We start from the raw sequence: 15875 nt of genomic DNA, 5'->3' as shown, positions 1-15875 counted from the left end.
AGGGGAACTAGACAGCTCCAACTCGACTACGGAGGTCTCTCCTACGTCAACAACGATCCGGGTCAGTACAACTAGACCCGCAGCCGATAGAGCGTCAGGGGGCGTCCAGCGCTGACCAGAGAAAGGTGTCCGGTTCGCTCTGCGAACCCGGCAAGCTCCAGTCTCTGAAGGATTCGTCGCGCAGTTCGCTGTTGAACGCCGAGTTCCGCAGCGATGTCACGTGTCGTCAGCCCCTGCTCGTCCGCGCTCGCCACGAAATCGCGGAGGCGCTGCACCGTCTGCACCGAGAGCCCGACGCGGGCTGCGATCACCCCGATGCTGGGCTGTTGCCTGGCGCTCTGCACCGAAGTCGGCTCCGGGCCTGCCTCCAGCAGGATGTCGATGTCGTGGCGGAATGAAGCGACGGCGGACACCGGCCCGTGGGTCCGTGCCCGAGCGATGGCCCTGCGGGCGAGCACCTCGGATTCCGCGACGGTTCGGCCGAGACCGAAACCGATCCTCGCCTCCGAACGTCCGGCGGCGAGCCTCCTCAGTAATGGGGCGGAGGTCAACTGGTCCGTCGCAGCCGAGAGCTGGCCGCGGGTCGTCACGATCAGTCGCTGGGCGTCACCATATCTCGCCGCGGTTCCGGCCAACGCGGCCGCCTCAGCGGCAACATCGCCGTCCAGCTCGGGTGACCCGGGGGCGGCTTCCACGATCCCGAGCACGACTTGAGACTCCTCCTGCACCTGATTGGTCGTGACGAGCAGCAACTGACGGATGGAGGTCTGGATCGAATGCCAGGACGGCACCAACCGCAGGATAGTGATGTCCTCGCGCAGCTCGCTGTAGACGGATGAGACGCAGGTGATCGCGACGGAGCCCGCCGCCGCGTTCTTCCGATGGAACCTGACGAGCTTCTCTGAGGTGACGCCCGGGCGAAAGGCCAGCGCACTCAGATTGTCGGTGGGGATATCGGCTTCGGTGAACACGGCGTTCACCTCCGCCGCCGCGAGGGTGTCGATGGAAAGCCGGGTGATGTCATGGCCCTCCCTGAGCAACCGCACGAGCGCGTTGAGCAGCGTGGCCCCGGTGTAGTCCACGTAGCCGGCGGGTCGCTGGAGCTGTTCGGCGGCAAGCGTGTATGGGATCACTCCCGTGAACAACCACGCATCGACCAGCCTGGTGTTGGCCTCGACGATCGCCGGCGCCTCGGACTCGTGCGCGTAGGCGAAGCGCTCGACGCGCACACTCGGCTGCTGTTCGCAGATGGTGGCGACATCCGCGACGAGGTCGTGCGGTCCGACGACCCCGACCACTATGTCCACGTGCGCCGCTCCCTTCTGCCCTGGTCTGAACAGCATGACACATCCGGATGATTCGGTCGGGGCCTATTCTCCCACCCGGTACGACCAGGCAGAGGTCACGGACCGGACGAATCCTTCTCGGGCACCCGGTCGAGTTCACGGACGGCCTCGCGCGCGCGCGCGGCAACCTCGACGACCTCGACGCGCTCCGAGTCCAGGAGGTCAGGCGGACGGAAGAGATCCACTGCGAACCGCGACGGCACCAGGCCCTCCGAAGCCGCGATCCACAGCATCCGCTGGACATAACCGTCCCAGGGCTCGCGGAACGTGACGGCGGCAAGCTCGTCGACGATGGCCGACGCCCGCAGGAAGCTCTCGGCGTCTTCCGAGCGATGTGCGGAGACGACGGCCGTGGTCACAGCAGCGCTCGCCGCGGCGATCCCTACGAGCGCCCCCTGAGCGCCCCACATGAGAGACGGCCCGAGCATCCGGTCCTCCCCGCTGAGCACGCACCGGCCACGCTCAAGGGCAGCGGCGATTCCGTTCTGGCATGCGATCGCGTCGTAGAGCCGGGCCGGCTTGAGGCCTGCGACCGCCGGATGATCCAGCAGCCGCCGCAGGTCGTCCAGCGGGTAGGGCGCGGTGTAGAGGTCGAAGACGATCAACGGCAATCCGCTTGCTTCCCACAGGGAGTCATAGAGCTCGAGCGTCCAGGCCGGCGAGCGGGTGCGGTCGGCAAGAACCACCAGCGAGGTGGCGCCGGCCAGAGCGGCCTGAGAGGACCATTCCGTTGCACTGCCGATACCGGCCGCCGCCGAGACGCCGGTCACGACCGTCGACGTCAGCGCGCAGGCGTCTCTCACGAGCCCCACTCGCTCCGGCAGGCCGAGCATCGGTCCGCGTCCGGTGTGCAGCGCCACGGCGAGACCGTCGACGCCGGAGTCGAGGACTCCCCGGAAATATTCGCGGTTGACCGCGGAGTCGATCTCGCGCTCCATCGTCATCGGAGTCGCCACAGCCGCGATCACGCGGCCGCGGAGCGCGTGGGCGGCTTCACGGACTACCGGGTACATCAGACCATTATTACGCGCGGGAGTCCTTGAGGCGGGGCGGGCATCCCGGCACAGAGCGCCAGCATGCCCACCTTGTCAGTCCTGGTTGCTGAACGCCGCGTCGAAGGCGCCGGTCGGCGGCTCCCAGAGCAGCGAACGGATGTATGCGACCGCCTCCTTCGCCCCGTGCAGCCGGTCCATGCCGGCATCCTCCCACTCGATCGAGATCGGCCCGGAATAGCCGATGGCGTTCAACGCGCGGAAGGCGTCTTCCCACGGCACATCGCCGTGGCCGGTGGAGACGAAGTCCCAGCCCCGGCGCGGATCGCCCCACGGCAGGTGTGAGCCGAGGATGCCGGCCCGGCCTGTCTGCGGCCGCATCCGGGTGTCCTTGCAGTCGACGTGGTAGATGCGATCGGCGAAGTCGACGATGAAGCCGACCGTGTCGATGCCCTGCCACATCATGTGGCTCGGATCCCAGTTGAAGCCGAACGCCTCGCGATGGTCGACCGCCTCGAGGGAGCGGACACTCGACCAGTAGTCGTAGGCGATCTCACTCGGATGCACTTCATGGGCGAACCGCACCCCTTCGCCGTCGAAGACGTCGAGGATCGGGTTCCAGCGGTCCGCGAAATCCTGGTAACCGGCATCGATGGTCTCCGCCGGGACCGGCGGGAACATCGCGACATACTGCCAGATGCTCGACCCGGTGAACCCGACCACCGTGTCGACACCCAGCCTCCTGGCAACTCTGGCAGTGAGCTTCAACTCCTCCGCTGCGCGCCGCCGAACACCCTCCGCCTCACCGTCGCCCCACACCCTCGATCCCACGATGGCCTGGTGACGGAAGTCGATCGGATCATCGCAGACCGCCTGACCCTTGAGGTGGTTGGAGATCGCCCAGACCTTGAGGCCATATTTGTCCAGAATGTCGATCCGGCCCTGGAGATAGGCGTCATCCTCCGCCGCACGCCACACATCGAGGTGCTCGCCGGAACAGGCGATCTCGAGGCCGTCGTATCCCCACTGGCTCGCATACCTCGCGACCTCTTCGAGAGTGAGATCAGCCCACTGCCCGGTGAAGAGCGTAACGGGCCGTCGTGATTCCATCATCGTCGTATCCAATCGTCGTCATCGCATCTCGGCCACGGGAACCCAGGTTTCGGTCGCCGCTGATTCGAGCACGGCATCGGTGATCAGCGCAGCCCTTCGACCGTCCTCGAACCGGGGAAGACCTTCCGGCGCCTCCCCCGCGATCGCCGCATAGCTGTCGCGGACGAAGGCGTTGAAGGCGTCCTGGTATCCGAGCGGATGTCCAGACGGCAGCACGGACATCCGTGCCGCGTCGTCGCTCAACTCGGCCTCGTTCCGCCGCAAAAGCTGGGAAGCCTTCCGACGTCCCAGCCAGAGGGTCTCCGGGTCCTCCTGATCGAAGGCGATGGTCTCGGCCGCCCCGGAGATCTCCAACTGCAGCCGGTTCTTGCGTCCCGGCGCGACCTGTGAGACCAAGAGGGTGCCGACGGCCCCGCCGCTTGTCTCGACCAGCACCGCCATGAGGTCTTCCGTTGTGATGTTCCGGCTTTCCGCGCGATCTCGGAAGACGGTGCGCTTGGTCGCCTGGACCCGGACGATCCGGTCGCCGGTGACAAACTCGGTCAGGTCGCAGAGGTGGGAGCCGATGTCGGCGAAAGCCCGTGAAGGTCCGCCCAAGGATGCGTCGATACGCCAATTATCATCCGCTTCGGCCAGGAGCCAATCCTGCAGATATGAGCCGTGGATGGTGAGCAGTCGGCCGATCTCGCCCGCGGCGACCCGCGCCCGCGCCTCGCGGACCATCGGGTGGAACCGGTAGACGAAGGGAACGGTTGCGGTCACCCCCGCGCCGTTCGCTGCTTCCACGAGTCGTTGCGCCTCGACGCCCGATGTCGCCAGCGGCTTCTCGCAGACGACATGCTTTCCAGCCGCGATCGCGGCCAGTGCGAATCGAAGGTGCGAACTGTTCGGCGTGACGATGTGCACGACGTCGATCCCGTCGTCCGCCAGCAGCGACTCTGCCGAGGGGTATGCCCTCTCGAAGCCGAGGGCGGCCGCGGCACGTTCGGAGCTGGCCGCGCTGGATGCGACGATTCCAGCAAGGGTCGCACGAGCGGCTCTCACGGCACGACTGTGCACCTCCCCCATGAATCCTCCCCCGAGGAAACCGACGCGAAGAGCCACTGGGTCCACCACCGCCGTCCTAGAGGGTCGCCCTGGCCGGGTCCCACTCGGCGGGAACGCCGGGCGTTCTCTCGAAGGAGCTCTCGATGCCCACCGACTCACCCTTCTGCGCGGACTCTGCGATTGCGACCATGATGTCGAGCACGTGGAACGCCTGTTCCCCGGGCGCACGTTCGGGCCGGCCGGCCCGAATCGCCTGGGCAAGCTCCAGGACGCCCGTCCCCCGCGTTGCTCTGGACCCGACGGCGGGGACGACTCGCTCGTCGCCGATCTCACCGAACAGGAGGCAGTCGCCTTCGAAGGTGTTGGGGTCGGGAAAGACGATGGTCCCGTCCTCGCCGGAGATCTCGACGAATCCATTCCGTACCCGGTGCGACTGGAAGCTGAAGACGACTTGAGCGGAGGCGCCACCACCGAACTCGATGAGCGCACCATGATGTGTCGGCACGGCTACGGGGAATTCGACTCCCTGACGCGGGCCGGAGCCGATCACGCGACGTTCCCGGGAGGTGGATGCCGCTGCAGTCACCTTCCTGGCCGGACCGAAGGTCTGCACGAGGGCCGTGAGATAGTACGGACCCATGTCGAAGAGCGGCCCGCCCCCGGCCTGGAACAGATACTCGGGACTGGGGTGCCACGACTCGGGACCGGGCGACTGCATGAGTGCCAGGCCCGTGAGGGCCCGACCGATCGCACCGTCCGAGATGGTGCGAAGCGCCGTCTGTATTCCCGCTCCGAGAAATGTGTCCGGTGCACACGCCACCCGCAGGCCGAGCCGGTCAGCCTCCTCGAGCAGTTCGCGACCGCTCTCTCGATCGAGGGCGAAGGGCTTCTCCGTCCACACGTTCTTCCCGGCATGCAGAGCGCGCCGGGCGATGGCGACGTGCTCGGAGGGCATCGTGAGATTCACGACGATCTCGATCCCGGGCTGCGCGAGAAGCTCGTCTACACCGCCAACAGCCGGAACCCCATATTTCTCCGCCTGCCCCCTGGCGCGATCCAGATCGAGATCGGCGACGAAGAGCACCTCGAGGTCGGGGAAGGCCGTCATGTTCTCGAGATACTGGCTGCTGATGACCCCCGCGCCGATGACCCCGACACCGACGCGCCCGGTCCCGGTCATGCTCGGTCCGTCTCGGTCAGGAAACGGTAGCTGTCGGACACCGCGATGAAGAGGTCGCCACGCGACTCGTCGAGCTCGATGACGCGGAGCGCGTGTGGTGCGGCGGCGATGATCTCGCGGATGGGCAGCGAACCTCGACCCACGGCGACCTGGTCCTTGGTCTCGGCCGTGCCCGGTCCATCCTTCACATGGATGGCCTGCACCCGGCTGCCGAGCCGGCCGAGCAGTTCGATCGGATCCTGTCCACCGACGACTGCCCAGTAGGTGTCGAGCTCGAGGATGACCTCCTCCGACAGTTGCGAGGCCAATAGCTCCAGCGCAGTCGTACCCCCGATGAGGTTCTCGAGCTCATGTGCATGATTGTGGTAGCCGACCTTCACCCCGTGACGAGCCGCTATCTCGGCGGCCGAGTTGAGCTCGTGTGCGATGTCGGCGACATCCTCCGCGGTCCTCCAGCGCTCCGCGGGGACGACGGGGTCGATGACGGTGCCGATGCCCAGGTCGGATGCGGCGGCGAAGATCGGATCGGAATCCTGGCCGAGAAAGCTGGCATGGGCCGTCGGCGCGGTGAGGTCTGCCGCGCGCAGGGCCGCGCCGAGGGCGGGGCCGAAAGCCGTGAATGCATACGGCTCGACCTGGCGGAAGCCGACCTCTGCGAGGCGCTCGAGCGTGCCGGGGAGGTCATCGGCGAGTTGCTCTCTCACGGTATAGAGCTGAACGGACAGTGTGGATGTGCTCACGGTTCTCCTCGATCGAGCCAAGCCGGCGCGCTGGCAGAGATCCCGAGGGGAGTCACTCTGGCCGGGATTCGACGGCAGGACTTAAGGCATTTTCAGCAGCAGGCGAAGGCAGAGCCACCTGCGCGGGAGCGCTATTGACATCGCCCGTTCGTTGATCATATCCTACGAGAGGACTACGGTCTAGGCCGAAATTCATGATTTGTTGAATACCGAGAGACACCCGCACGGCCGATCGGCCCAGAGCCGGCTGGCCCCAGAGTTAAAAGGAGCAACATGCGTCATCACAAACTCGCATTAGCAACCGCAACGGCGCTGACCGCCGCGGTCGCTCTGGTCGGATGCACCGCAGCACCCGAACCAGCCGACGACTCACCGAAGACGGTGACGATGTGGGTCTATCCCGTCATCTTCGACGAGCCGACCCATAAGGCCTACTGGGACGGCGTCATCGACGCCTTCGAGGCCGAACACAAGAACATCACCGTCGAGTACGAGGTGTTCCCCTGGGCCAATCGCGACCAGGCCCTGACGACGGCCATTGCCGGCGGCAAAGGCCCCGATCTCGTCTATCTCGTCCCCGACCAGCTGTCGGTCTACGCCGACTCCATCGAGCCGATCGGTCCGTATCTCTCCGACGAGAAGCGCAGCAGCTTCCTCGACAACGTCGCGGATGCGGTGACCATCAACGGCAACATGATGGGCGTGCCGGTGCTGACCTCGGCGTATCCGCTGCTGTGCAACAAGGCAGCGTTCAAAGCGGCGGGTGTCACGGAATACCCCGAGACGTGGGAAGAACTGATGGATCTTGCCCCCACATTCAAGGAGCACGGGATCTACGCGACCGAGTACTTCGGCGCTCCCGAGGTTTCCCTGAACAACCAGTTCTACCCGTGGCTGTGGCAAGCGGGCGGATCGGTCTTCAACGAAGACGGCACCGGGGTGGCGTTCAACAGCGACGCCGGCGTAGAGGCTCTCCAGTTCCTCGTGGATCTCGCCAAGAACGGTTACATCCCGAAGGACATGATCTCCACGACACCTGCCTTCGAACAGAGCCCCAGCGCGAGCAACAAGGTTGCCTGCACGACCCAGAACAGCCCCAACGACCTGAAGCCGTTCTGGGGTGAGGACAACATCCACGTGGGTCCGCCGCTGACCAACAAGGAGAGCGTCGCGTATGGAACCGTGGGGTCGCTTTCGCTGCTCAAGGGCTCGGACGCCAAGGAGGCAGCCGCAGAGTTCGCATCCTTCGCCTCCGACGCCGAGAACCTCGCGAAGTACGATGTCGCGGCGGGCTACTTCTCTCCCCTGAAGGAGGGCGGCGGTCTCTACCCCGACGACGCCTTGCAGACCGCCGTCGAGGCGACGCTGTCGACGGTGACCGTCGGCGAGCTGAACCCGCACTCGCGCGAGGTCATGGGGGTACTCGCTCCCGAGATCCAGGCGGCGCTGCTCGGCACCAAGACGGCCGAACAGGCCTTGGACGACGCCGCATCGGCGGCCGCCCAGTTCTTCAACTAAGAGGAACATGACCACGATGCCTGGGAGCCGAGCGTGATCGTCTCGAGTTCCTGAGCGTAATGTCTGACAGGGCAGGGTACGCACCCTGCCCTGTCAGACTCTCCAGAGGACAACTATTGAAAGTATTTGAAGAGTTGGTGCAGCGCCCGACGGCGCGGGTGACAGAACCGAACCAACCGGAATCCCGCGGAATCCGCACCCGCCCACTCTCGATGGTCGCGAGGCGGATCGTTCGACGTCGCGAAGCCATGATCGGCTTTCTTTTCGTCCTCCCCGCTTTCCTCCTGTTCCTGGTCTTCCGCTTCGGACCCGCCATCGCCGGTGTCGGGCTCAGCCTCTTCGACTACGACATCTCCGGCACTCTCGCCTGGAAGGGCCTCGCCAACTTCCAGCGGATGTTCGCCGATCCGGTCTTCTGGCAGTCTCTGCGCATCACGGTGATCTTCGCCGTCTGCGTGCCGTTGTCCATCGCGCTGTCGGTCTTCACCGCCCTCACCGTGCGCAGAGGATTCCGCGGCTCACGGTTCTTCCGGTCAGTCTTCTTCCTGCCGGTCATCACGTCGCTGGTTCTGGTGAGCTCGATCTTCATCTGGATCTTCTCGTCGAATGGCCCGCTGTCGACTCTTCTGGCTCCCTTCGGGCTCACCGATTCATGGCTCAGCTCACAGGTGCTCGTCATCCCGGCCCTGGTCATCGTCCTCGTCTGGGCGCGCTTCGGCTTCGGGATGCTGATCGTGCTCGCCGCCCTGCAGGACGTGCCCCGAGAGCTGGAGGAGGCAGCACTCGTCGACGGCGCGAACGCGTGGCAGCGCTTCGGCTACATCGTGCTGCCTCACCTTAAGCCGACCCTGTTCTTTCTCGTCGTGATCGAAACGACCACGGCCTTTCAGATCTTCGACCTGATTTTCGTGATGACTCAGGGTGGGCCTTCGCGAGGAAGCTACTCTCTCGTCTACATGCTCTACGAACAAGGCTTCAAGTATTTCAACTTCGGCTACGCTGCGGCGATCGGAGTGACGATCTTCGTCATGACGATCACGGTCGCACTCATTCAACGAAGATTTTTTCGGGAGAGATAGATGACGCAGGCAACCGTAGAGCTTTCACCTTCGAGGCGACGCTCCTATCGCGCACTGGAGCCGACGCGAAGAGGAAATGTCCTCCGCTGGGCGGGGCTCAGCATCCTGGCCGCGCTGTGCTTCTTCCCGTTCTACGCGTTGGTGATGTTGAGCCTGAAGCCAGAGCGCGCGCTCGACTTTCCGGCGAGCCTGATCCCCTGGGATCTTTCGACTGCGGCGTACGAAAGGATCCTCGCGGGCCAGAACATCCTGGTCTGGCTCGGCAACACGCTTTTGTACAGCCTGGTCAGCGTGGTGGCAGTACTGTTCCTGGCCTCCCTGGCGGGCTACGCATTCGCGAAGAAGCGGTTCCCCGGCAGGGATGTCATCTTCTGGTCCTTCCTCGCCATGATCATGGTGCCGTTCCAGGTCACGCTGATTCCCACTTTTATCGTGCTGGCCAGAATGGGCGGCGTGGATACCTACTGGGGACTCATCCTCCCCACCCTGGCGAATGCCCAGGCGGTATTCCTCATGCGGCAGTTCATCGGCGGGCTCCCCGACGAGTTGTTCGAGGCGGCGAAACTCGACGGAGCAGGTGATCTCCGCGTGTTCTTCACGATCGTGCTTCCGCTGTGCAAGCCGGTTCTCGCGACACTCGGACTCTTCGTCTTCCTGTGGCATTGGAACGACTTCCTCTGGCCACTCATCGTCACGCAAAGCTCCGACCTGTGGACGCTCACGGTGGGCATCTCCTCCCTCCAGCAGAAGAACGTGACGCTGAGCAGCGTTCTCGCCGGATCGGTCATCGCGCTCGTCCCGATCTTCCTCGCCTATCTCATGGCGCAGCGCTACGTCGAGGAGGGCGTCACGAGCACGGGGATCAAAGGATGAGTGCCGAGGTCTTCGTAGAGAAGCCGAGGGACGAATGGCCGAACTGACCGCACCCCGGGTGCTCGCTCTCGTCGCCGAGAAGCTCCAACCTCGCTTCTTCGATCAGCCAACGCTCGATCGACTCGCGAAAGCCTCCGGGGGATCCCGCCCATCCGGCCTCCTTTTCCGTGGCAGCCTCCCCGCCGTCGGCCCCGATATCGACCTCTCTGCCGTGGAGGTTCTGATCACCGACTGGGGGACCCCACCACTGGATGCGGTCACCCTCGATCGCTTCCCCGCGCTGAAACTCGTGGCGCACACGGGCGCCAGCGTCAAGTCCTTTGTCACCGATGAGCTTTTCAGGCGAGGAATCCTGGTCACGCAGGCCGGTGACGCGATGGCCCGACCCGTCGCGGAGGTCTCGCTGGCGTTCACCCTGGCCCTGCTTCACCAGCTACCGCGTTTCGACCACGCCATGCACGACCGCGCCGACTGGGCGCTTGCCGAGCAAGCTCCCCCGCAACACGAGATCGATGGTGCGACCATCGGCATCGTGGGGGCGTCTCGCACCGGACGGGCATACCTGCGGCTCGTCCAGTCGCTGGGTGCGCGCACCCTCATCTACGATCCGACCCTGGACGCTGACGATGCGCACGCCCTGGACACCGAACTCGTCGGCCTGGACGCGCTACTCAGCCATTCGCGCATCGTCGCCCTGCACGCGCCATCCCTCCCCGGGACCTATCGAATGCTCTCGGCCGAGCAGTTCGCGCTGATGCAGGACGGGGCAGGCCTGGTCAACACCGCGCGGTCATGGCTCGTCGACCCCGCCGCACTGCTGGCCGAGCTTCAGAGCGGTCGGATCGACGCGGCTATCGACGTGTTCGACGACGAACCGCTGCCGACCGACAGCCCGCTGCGCCTACTCCCGAATGTGCTGCTCACGCCGCACCGCGCCGCCGGCACGTTCGAAGGACACCTGCGTCAGGGCGGAATCGTCGTCGATGAGATCGAGGCGTTCTTCGGCGGCAAGCCTCTCAAGCACACCGTGGGCCCGAAGGACCTGAACCGAATGGCCTGACTCGGGAGCCGCGGTCATCCTGGAGTCGAGAACGCAAGTGTGCGGCACCCTTGCGGGCACCGCGCACTCGACGATCGTCTAGCGGTCGCAGCCGCCGTCCTTGTCGGGACGGGACATCGGCCTGGAGACGTCGTCGATGCCCTTGTAGGCGTATGGGTCCTCACCGGCGACCATGACGATGTCGCGGAAGTCGAACTCCCCCACGTACTCGCCCGCGGGCATCTCCCTCCACGGGAGCAGCGAGGTCGCGCTCATATAGTGATTGGCGAGCGCGCGACGATATCCGTGCTTGCCGGAGTTCTCCAACGAGCGGTGCAGGAGGTAACCGTTGAAGATCACCGCGGCGCCCGCGGGGATCTCGACGGGGACGGCATCCGCGTCGGTGTACGGGAAGTCGAAGGCCTCCCGCGTGCAGTCGAACCGCGCGTCGTCCTGCTCGCGGTCCGGGTAGAGCACCCCTCGCCGGTGCGAGCCGGGGATGACCCAGAGGCATCCGTTCTCCACCGTGGCATCGTCGAGTGCGATCCAGACCGCGGTGAGCGAACGATCCCGCGTCGGGATGAAGTGCTCGTCCTGATGCCAGGCCTGACCCGGCTTCCCCTCCGACTTGATGAACAGCATCGACTGCATGGCCTTCACATCGGGGCCGATCGCGCCAGTCAGCGCGCTGACGATCCGCGGATTCTTGAGCGCGCGGAGAGCGACGTCGGACACCTTGTGCGGGTAATGGATGCAGAGGAATCGCCGCAGGACGTCCTCGTCGGACTCGACCGTGGCGACCTCGGGCTGGTACGAGATCTCCCCGAGGTCGCCCCGACACAGGCGGAGCGCCTCCTCATTGACCTCGGCGACCTCCTCGGGGCTCAACGCATTGCGGAGGATCCCGTAGCCGTCGACGCGGATCTGCTCGATCAGGGCGTCCGTGACGTCGTCGTGAAGGACGACCGACCGGGAGGCTCGCTCCATGGTCTGGGTGTTCATTGTGACTCCTTTATCCATAACAAGTATTGATTGATCCATGTTCTCCCCCGATCTCGGGCTTCTCAATGCCAGATCAGTGCCATAGAATATCTGATCGTGACATGGTCCCCGCTGCGTATCCGACCGCAGCCCGTTCGGGTGGCGGACTATCTGCCCGCGGAGACCTATGGGCCGCGCGTGCTCCACGACTACGAGTTCGTCTGGCTGCTCAGCGGCTCAGCCCAGTGGCGCGTCGAGGAACGGGCTGCGGCGGGCGGGGGGCCGACTCGGCATGAGCACGACCTGCGGCCCGGCATGCTGGCGCTGGCCAGGGCGGGCACCACAGACTCCTACCGGTGGGACAGCCGGCGGGCATCGTCCCACGCCTTCGTGCACTTCGAGGTCGAGTCGCGAGGCCTCCTCGGCCCGGAGAGCGACTGGCCGCTCATACAGACGATGACCGGCAACGAACCCCTGGCGGGACTGTGCTCCTATCTTCTGAACCTCGCGAACGATGACAGCCGGGAGGCCCGCCTCCGCAGCGAGGAGATCGTCACGCTGCTCCTCGACATCTTCGTACGCGGGCCACTGCCACCGGCGGCGAGATCGCTCATCCCTGCGCGACTGGTGCTCGTCATCGACGTCATCCGCTCCATCTGGGAGACCGACGGCATCCGGATCGTCTCCACCTCGGAGCTCGCCCACGCCACGCGGATGTCTCCCGGCCACCTCTCCCGACTGTTCCACCAGGAGTTCCACTGCGGCCCGGCGGGCGGCCTCGAGATCATCCGCCTCACGCGTGCCGCCATCGCACTACAGCGCAGCAACCTGTCCCTCACCGAGGTCGCGGCGTTGTCGGGCTTCAGCAACCCGTACCACTTCTCCCGACGGTTCTCCCTCATCTACGGGACCTCTCCAGGACGGTTCCGCAGGCACGGTCGCAGCGATCCGCTGCAACCCCTCGAGGAGGCGGGCCTCCTGCCGCTGTGGGGCGCGTTGTTCGACCGCGAACGGCTCGCTCCGGAGTCCCCGCGGCACTGAATCCCACGGCACTGAGCACCGTAGCGCTGCGCAGCTGCGCCCAGCAGGCCTCGACTATCTCGCCGGCAGGATCCCGGCTCGGTGATGCGCACGACTCGACGCGGTCACGATCCCCTCGAGGATGGCGTGGGTGTGCTCCCATGCCACGGGCGAGACGATGGGAAGACCACGGCGACCGGCGTCGACCATCCCGAGGAAGTGCTCGATCGTCCTCTCGTAACCGAACGGATCCTGACCACCGGAACGGAGCTCGATCGTCTCGGTCCCGTCCAGGGTCTCGAGTGCGACGCTGTAGCGCTCCTCCTCCGTGGCGCCGATCACCTCGATCGTCCCGAGCACGCCGTTCGACCAGCGCACCCCGATCACCGCCGTATCCTCGCTCTTCAGTCCCTCGAGATGACGGATCCCGGACATCGTCGACTCGATCTCGAAGCGCGCGCCCAGGAGAGTGACGAGCAGTTCCATCCCGTGGATACCGATCGTGACGATGGCGCCCCCACCGACCCGGACATCGTCCTGCCAGTCGGTGGAGCCGGCAAGCCAGCGGGCGACATCATGTCGCACCGTGGCTCTCGCCGTCAGAACCCGGTCCAGGTCGATCCGGGCGGCAAGGCTCTGGACCGGTTCAGCGAAACGAAGGACCGAGGTGCTGAGAACCCGCTCGGCGATCGGGCGCACCTGCGCGTCGACATCCGCGAGTTGTTCGAGGGTCGCGGCGGCCGGTTTGTTGATGAACACGGGAATCTCGTGGTCGGCGAGCGCAGAGACGGCTGCGGCGATCTCCGGCGGCCTGGTGGAGATGATGGCGCCATCCGGACCGGAGTCGATCACGCCGGCAAGCCCGTCGTGCGCGCTCGCAGTGGGGAAGCGATCCAGGAACACGGCCAGCCGGTCCGCCTCGGGTTCCCACACCTGGACGGCGGCATCCGGATGTCGCGAAATGATGGTCGCGGCATCGGCGAAGGGGTGGCTCGTCGCCAACCCGATGAAGCCGATCGTCAGCGGTCGACTCCGTGATTCACGCGTGTTTCCCACGGCGCTAGTTTCTCATAGCCGGTTGCGCCGCAGGGGCAACAGCCAGCAGGCGGCCGCGCAGTCGAAGAGGGTCCGAGGGTCGCCGGGGAGCCCGTCGTCGAGTGCCAGCGCGACGACGCGGGAGTCTCCCCGACCCGCCACAAGGAGCTCAGAGCCGCTGACGAGCAGATGTTGCGGCCACACCACGCCGGAGTCGACCTCGGAGACCAGACGCGGCGCGCCCTGCCCTACGGCGAGGGTACTGATCGTATCGAGACCACGATTGGCGACGTAGACATATCGACCGTCGTCCGAGCGCTGGATGTCACCGGGATAGTTCCGGGGCCGCTCGCTCATTGCACGCGCGGTTCGCTCCGTGCTCGACGAGACGTACCACCCCTCCCGATCGTCCAGCCCTCCGGCCAGCACGGTGGAGGCGAGCTCACCGCTGAGCACGACCTCGCCTCCCGGCAGGGTGACGCCGTGACGCGGACCGGTCCCGGCCGGCACCGTCGTCTCACGCACCGGTGTCACCACTGCACCACCGCCGTTCGCGGAGACCGCGAAGGTCCGTACGAGGTCGGCTCCGAGATCGATGACGCGCAGCAGCCCGCCGTGGAAACTGACGTGATGGGGGTGAGAGCCCTCCTGGCGCTCGGGATCGACGCTCGCCCCCTTCAACTCGACGCCCTCACCTGCCCCGAGAAGCGACCCCTCCTCCCCCAGCGGCCAGATCCGCAGCGAACCCGTCGCGTAATTGGCCACGACGAGCAGCTCCCCTCCGGGGGAGATCGCGACGTGACAGGGCTCCGCGCCACCGCTCGGCGTCTCCCCGAGCGCCACGGCGCCCTCTCCGGATACATCCCAGACGTGGACCAGTCCCTCGCGCCCCAGCCCGGACAGGCCGTAGACGACCGGCAGCACGGGATGCCAGGCGAGGGCCAGGAGATTGTCCACCATGGCGAGCTGCTCGCCCTCCCACTGAGCACCGCGCCTCAGAAACCGATGGAGTCCGTCCCTGGGGCCGACCCCCATGCCGGCCACATAGACACCCTCGGCATGGGAGCGGCCTCGCGGTTCAGGCATCGCCGCTCGGCTCGCTCCGCTCCGGAGCGACGGCCCTGGCCATGGCGAGATTGCCGGACAGCAGGCCGCCATCGACCGGCAGGACCACTCCTGTGATCCATGCTGCGGCATCCGAGGCCAGGAACAGGAGCGCGTCGGCGACGTCGGCCGGCTCGCCGATACGGCCGAGCGGGTACCACTGCGCCGCCTTCTCGAAAACGAGAGGATCGAGCTCCCTCCTGTGGTCCCAGTACTCTGTCGCCACCGTGCCCGGCGCGACAGCATTGCACCGGATGTTGTTCCGGCCGTATTGAATCGCGATCGACCTCGTGAGGCTCAGAAGCCCCGCTTTCGCCGCAGAATAGGCCTCATTGCCGAAGTAGGAGAGCCCGTTCACCGAGCCCACGTTCAGAATCACGCCCCCGCCCCGTTCGATCATGCCGGGCACGATCTCCTGGCTTGCGAAGAACGGGCCCATGAGGCCTACCGCGAGATCGCGCTCGACCTCCTCGGGAGCGATCTGGAGAAAGGATGCGTCGCTGCAGGTCGCAGCGTTGTTGATGAGCACGTCAGTGCCACCGAAACGAGTGTCGACGGCTCGGACCATGGCCCCGAGGGACTTGCGCGAGGTCACGTCGACTTCGAGCGCGAGAGACCCCGGGATCGAGGCGGCCACTCGCTCCGCCGCCGAGAAGTCGATGTCGGCGATCACCGCGTTGGCGCCCTCGGCCGCGAACCTTCGAGCGGTCACGGCTCCGATACCGCTCCCCGAGCCGGTCACGATCACTGTTTTTCCTGAGAATCTCATTGCTCTCCTGTTCCGGCCCCGGGGCGCGTCGGTCGATTA

Annotated in this window: 15 protein-coding genes; 5 read left to right on the top strand and 10 right to left on the bottom strand. The window is 65.9% G+C overall.

Going from position 1 to position 15875, the window contains the following annotated elements; translation table 11 throughout:
• Positions 1 to 71: 71 nt before the first annotated feature.
• The 6 genes from ABD678_RS02970 to ABD678_RS02945 form a co-directional block, all read right to left on the bottom strand.
• Complete coding sequence (locus tag ABD678_RS02970; protein WP_344753505.1) at positions 72 to 1307, bottom strand: helix-turn-helix domain-containing protein; 1236 nt, start codon at positions 1305 to 1307, stop codon at positions 72 to 74.
• 95 nt (positions 1308 to 1402) lie between these two features.
• Complete coding sequence (locus ABD678_RS02965; protein WP_344753503.1) at positions 1403 to 2359, bottom strand: dihydrodipicolinate synthase family protein; 957 nt, start codon at positions 2357 to 2359, stop codon at positions 1403 to 1405.
• A 75-nt stretch (positions 2360 to 2434) separates the two neighbouring features.
• Positions 2435 to 3451, bottom strand: a complete 1017-nt coding sequence (locus ABD678_RS02960) for a sugar phosphate isomerase/epimerase family protein (RefSeq protein ID WP_344753501.1) — start codon at positions 3449 to 3451, stop codon at positions 2435 to 2437.
• 18 nt (positions 3452 to 3469) lie between these two features.
• Positions 3470 to 4555, bottom strand: coding sequence for a Gfo/Idh/MocA family protein (locus tag ABD678_RS02955; protein WP_425561933.1), 1086 nt, complete (start codon positions 4553 to 4555; stop codon positions 3470 to 3472).
• A 19-nt stretch (positions 4556 to 4574) separates the two neighbouring features.
• Positions 4575 to 5678, bottom strand: coding sequence for a Gfo/Idh/MocA family protein (locus ABD678_RS02950; RefSeq protein WP_344753497.1), 1104 nt, complete (start codon positions 5676 to 5678; stop codon positions 4575 to 4577).
• The gene (locus ABD678_RS02945; protein WP_344753495.1) at positions 5675 to 6418 is read right to left on the bottom strand and encodes a sugar phosphate isomerase/epimerase family protein; all 744 of its coding nucleotides are present in this window, start codon (positions 6416 to 6418) and stop codon (positions 5675 to 5677) included. The genes ABD678_RS02950 and ABD678_RS02945 overlap by 4 nt, the downstream gene beginning before the upstream one ends.
• A gap of 273 nt (positions 6419 to 6691) precedes the next feature.
• Between ABD678_RS02945 and ABD678_RS02940 the strand changes: the two genes are divergently transcribed.
• From ABD678_RS02940 to ABD678_RS02925, 4 genes are all read left to right on the top strand, one after another.
• Entirely contained in the window at positions 6692 to 7936 is a 1245-nt protein-coding gene (locus tag ABD678_RS02940) for an ABC transporter substrate-binding protein (RefSeq protein ID WP_344753493.1), read from the top strand.
• Positions 7937 to 8184: 248 nt separating this feature from the next.
• Positions 8185 to 9015 carry a carbohydrate ABC transporter permease gene (locus ABD678_RS02935; RefSeq protein ID WP_344753491.1) on the top strand — a complete coding sequence of 277 codons (831 nt, stop codon included), beginning with the start codon at positions 8185 to 8187 and terminating at the stop codon, positions 9013 to 9015.
• On the top strand, positions 9016 to 9888 hold the full coding sequence (locus tag ABD678_RS02930) for a carbohydrate ABC transporter permease (RefSeq protein ID WP_344753489.1): 873 nt from the start codon (positions 9016 to 9018) through the stop codon (positions 9886 to 9888).
• Positions 9889 to 9922: 34 nt separating this feature from the next.
• On the top strand, positions 9923 to 10948 hold the full coding sequence (locus ABD678_RS02925) for a hydroxyacid dehydrogenase (protein WP_344753487.1): 1026 nt from the start codon (positions 9923 to 9925) through the stop codon (positions 10946 to 10948).
• 78 nt (positions 10949 to 11026) lie between these two features.
• Here ABD678_RS02925 and ABD678_RS02920 read toward each other — a convergent pair whose 3' ends face one another.
• Complete coding sequence (locus ABD678_RS02920) at positions 11027 to 11929, bottom strand: phytanoyl-CoA dioxygenase family protein (RefSeq protein ID WP_344753485.1); 903 nt, start codon at positions 11927 to 11929, stop codon at positions 11027 to 11029.
• Positions 11930 to 12025: 96 nt separating this feature from the next.
• On the opposite strand from ABD678_RS02920, the gene ABD678_RS02915 reads away from it, so the two are divergent.
• Positions 12026 to 12949 carry a helix-turn-helix transcriptional regulator gene (locus ABD678_RS02915; protein ID WP_344753483.1) on the top strand — a complete coding sequence of 308 codons (924 nt, stop codon included), beginning with the start codon at positions 12026 to 12028 and terminating at the stop codon, positions 12947 to 12949.
• A 54-nt stretch (positions 12950 to 13003) separates the two neighbouring features.
• Here the strand turns inward: ABD678_RS02915 and ABD678_RS02910 are convergent, their stop codons facing one another.
• From ABD678_RS02910 to ABD678_RS02900, 3 genes are read right to left on the bottom strand one after another with little or no spacing between them, the layout of a single operon-like run.
• Complete coding sequence (locus ABD678_RS02910) at positions 13004 to 13984, bottom strand: Gfo/Idh/MocA family protein (protein ID WP_344753481.1); 981 nt, start codon at positions 13982 to 13984, stop codon at positions 13004 to 13006.
• Between the two features lie 12 nt (positions 13985 to 13996).
• Positions 13997 to 15049: a lactonase family protein gene (locus ABD678_RS02905; protein ID WP_344753479.1), complete on the bottom strand. Its 1053-nt coding sequence runs from the start codon at positions 15047 to 15049 to the stop codon at positions 13997 to 13999.
• Positions 15042 to 15836, bottom strand: a complete 795-nt coding sequence (locus ABD678_RS02900) for an SDR family NAD(P)-dependent oxidoreductase (protein ID WP_344753478.1) — start codon at positions 15834 to 15836, stop codon at positions 15042 to 15044. Before ABD678_RS02900 ends, ABD678_RS02905 begins: the two co-directional genes overlap by 8 nt.
• Between the last annotated feature and the right edge of the window lie 39 nt (positions 15837 to 15875).

It is taken from the genome of Leifsonella bigeumensis, assembly GCF_039537265.1.
Classification (GTDB): Bacteria; Actinomycetota; Actinomycetes; order Actinomycetales; family Microbacteriaceae; genus Terrimesophilobacter; species Terrimesophilobacter bigeumensis.
This window is presented reverse-complemented; position numbering and strand designations above follow the sequence as displayed.

Coding starts and splice junctions, on each gene's coding strand:
- ABD678_RS02965 (WP_344753503.1), bottom strand. CDS start 2,359: ATGTACCCGGTAGTCCGTGAAGCCGCCCACGCGCTCCGCGGCCGCGTG.
- ABD678_RS02960 (WP_344753501.1), bottom strand. CDS start 3,451: ATGATGGAATCACGACGGCCCGTTACGCTCTTCACCGGGCAGTGGGCT.
- ABD678_RS02950 (WP_344753497.1), bottom strand. CDS start 5,678: ATGACCGGGACCGGGCGCGTCGGTGTCGGGGTCATCGGCGCGGGGGTC.
- ABD678_RS02940 (WP_344753493.1), top strand. CDS start 6,692: ATGCGTCATCACAAACTCGCATTAGCAACCGCAACGGCGCTGACCGCC.
- ABD678_RS02935 (WP_344753491.1), top strand. CDS start 8,185: ATGATCGGCTTTCTTTTCGTCCTCCCCGCTTTCCTCCTGTTCCTGGTC.
- ABD678_RS02930 (WP_344753489.1), top strand. CDS start 9,016: ATGACGCAGGCAACCGTAGAGCTTTCACCTTCGAGGCGACGCTCCTAT.
- ABD678_RS02925 (WP_344753487.1), top strand. CDS start 9,923: ATGGCCGAACTGACCGCACCCCGGGTGCTCGCTCTCGTCGCCGAGAAG.
- ABD678_RS02920 (WP_344753485.1), bottom strand. CDS start 11,929: ATGAACACCCAGACCATGGAGCGAGCCTCCCGGTCGGTCGTCCTTCAC.
- ABD678_RS02905 (WP_344753479.1), bottom strand. CDS start 15,049: ATGCCTGAACCGCGAGGCCGCTCCCATGCCGAGGGTGTCTATGTGGCC.
- ABD678_RS02900 (WP_344753478.1), bottom strand. CDS start 15,836: ATGAGATTCTCAGGAAAAACAGTGATCGTGACCGGCTCGGGGAGCGGT.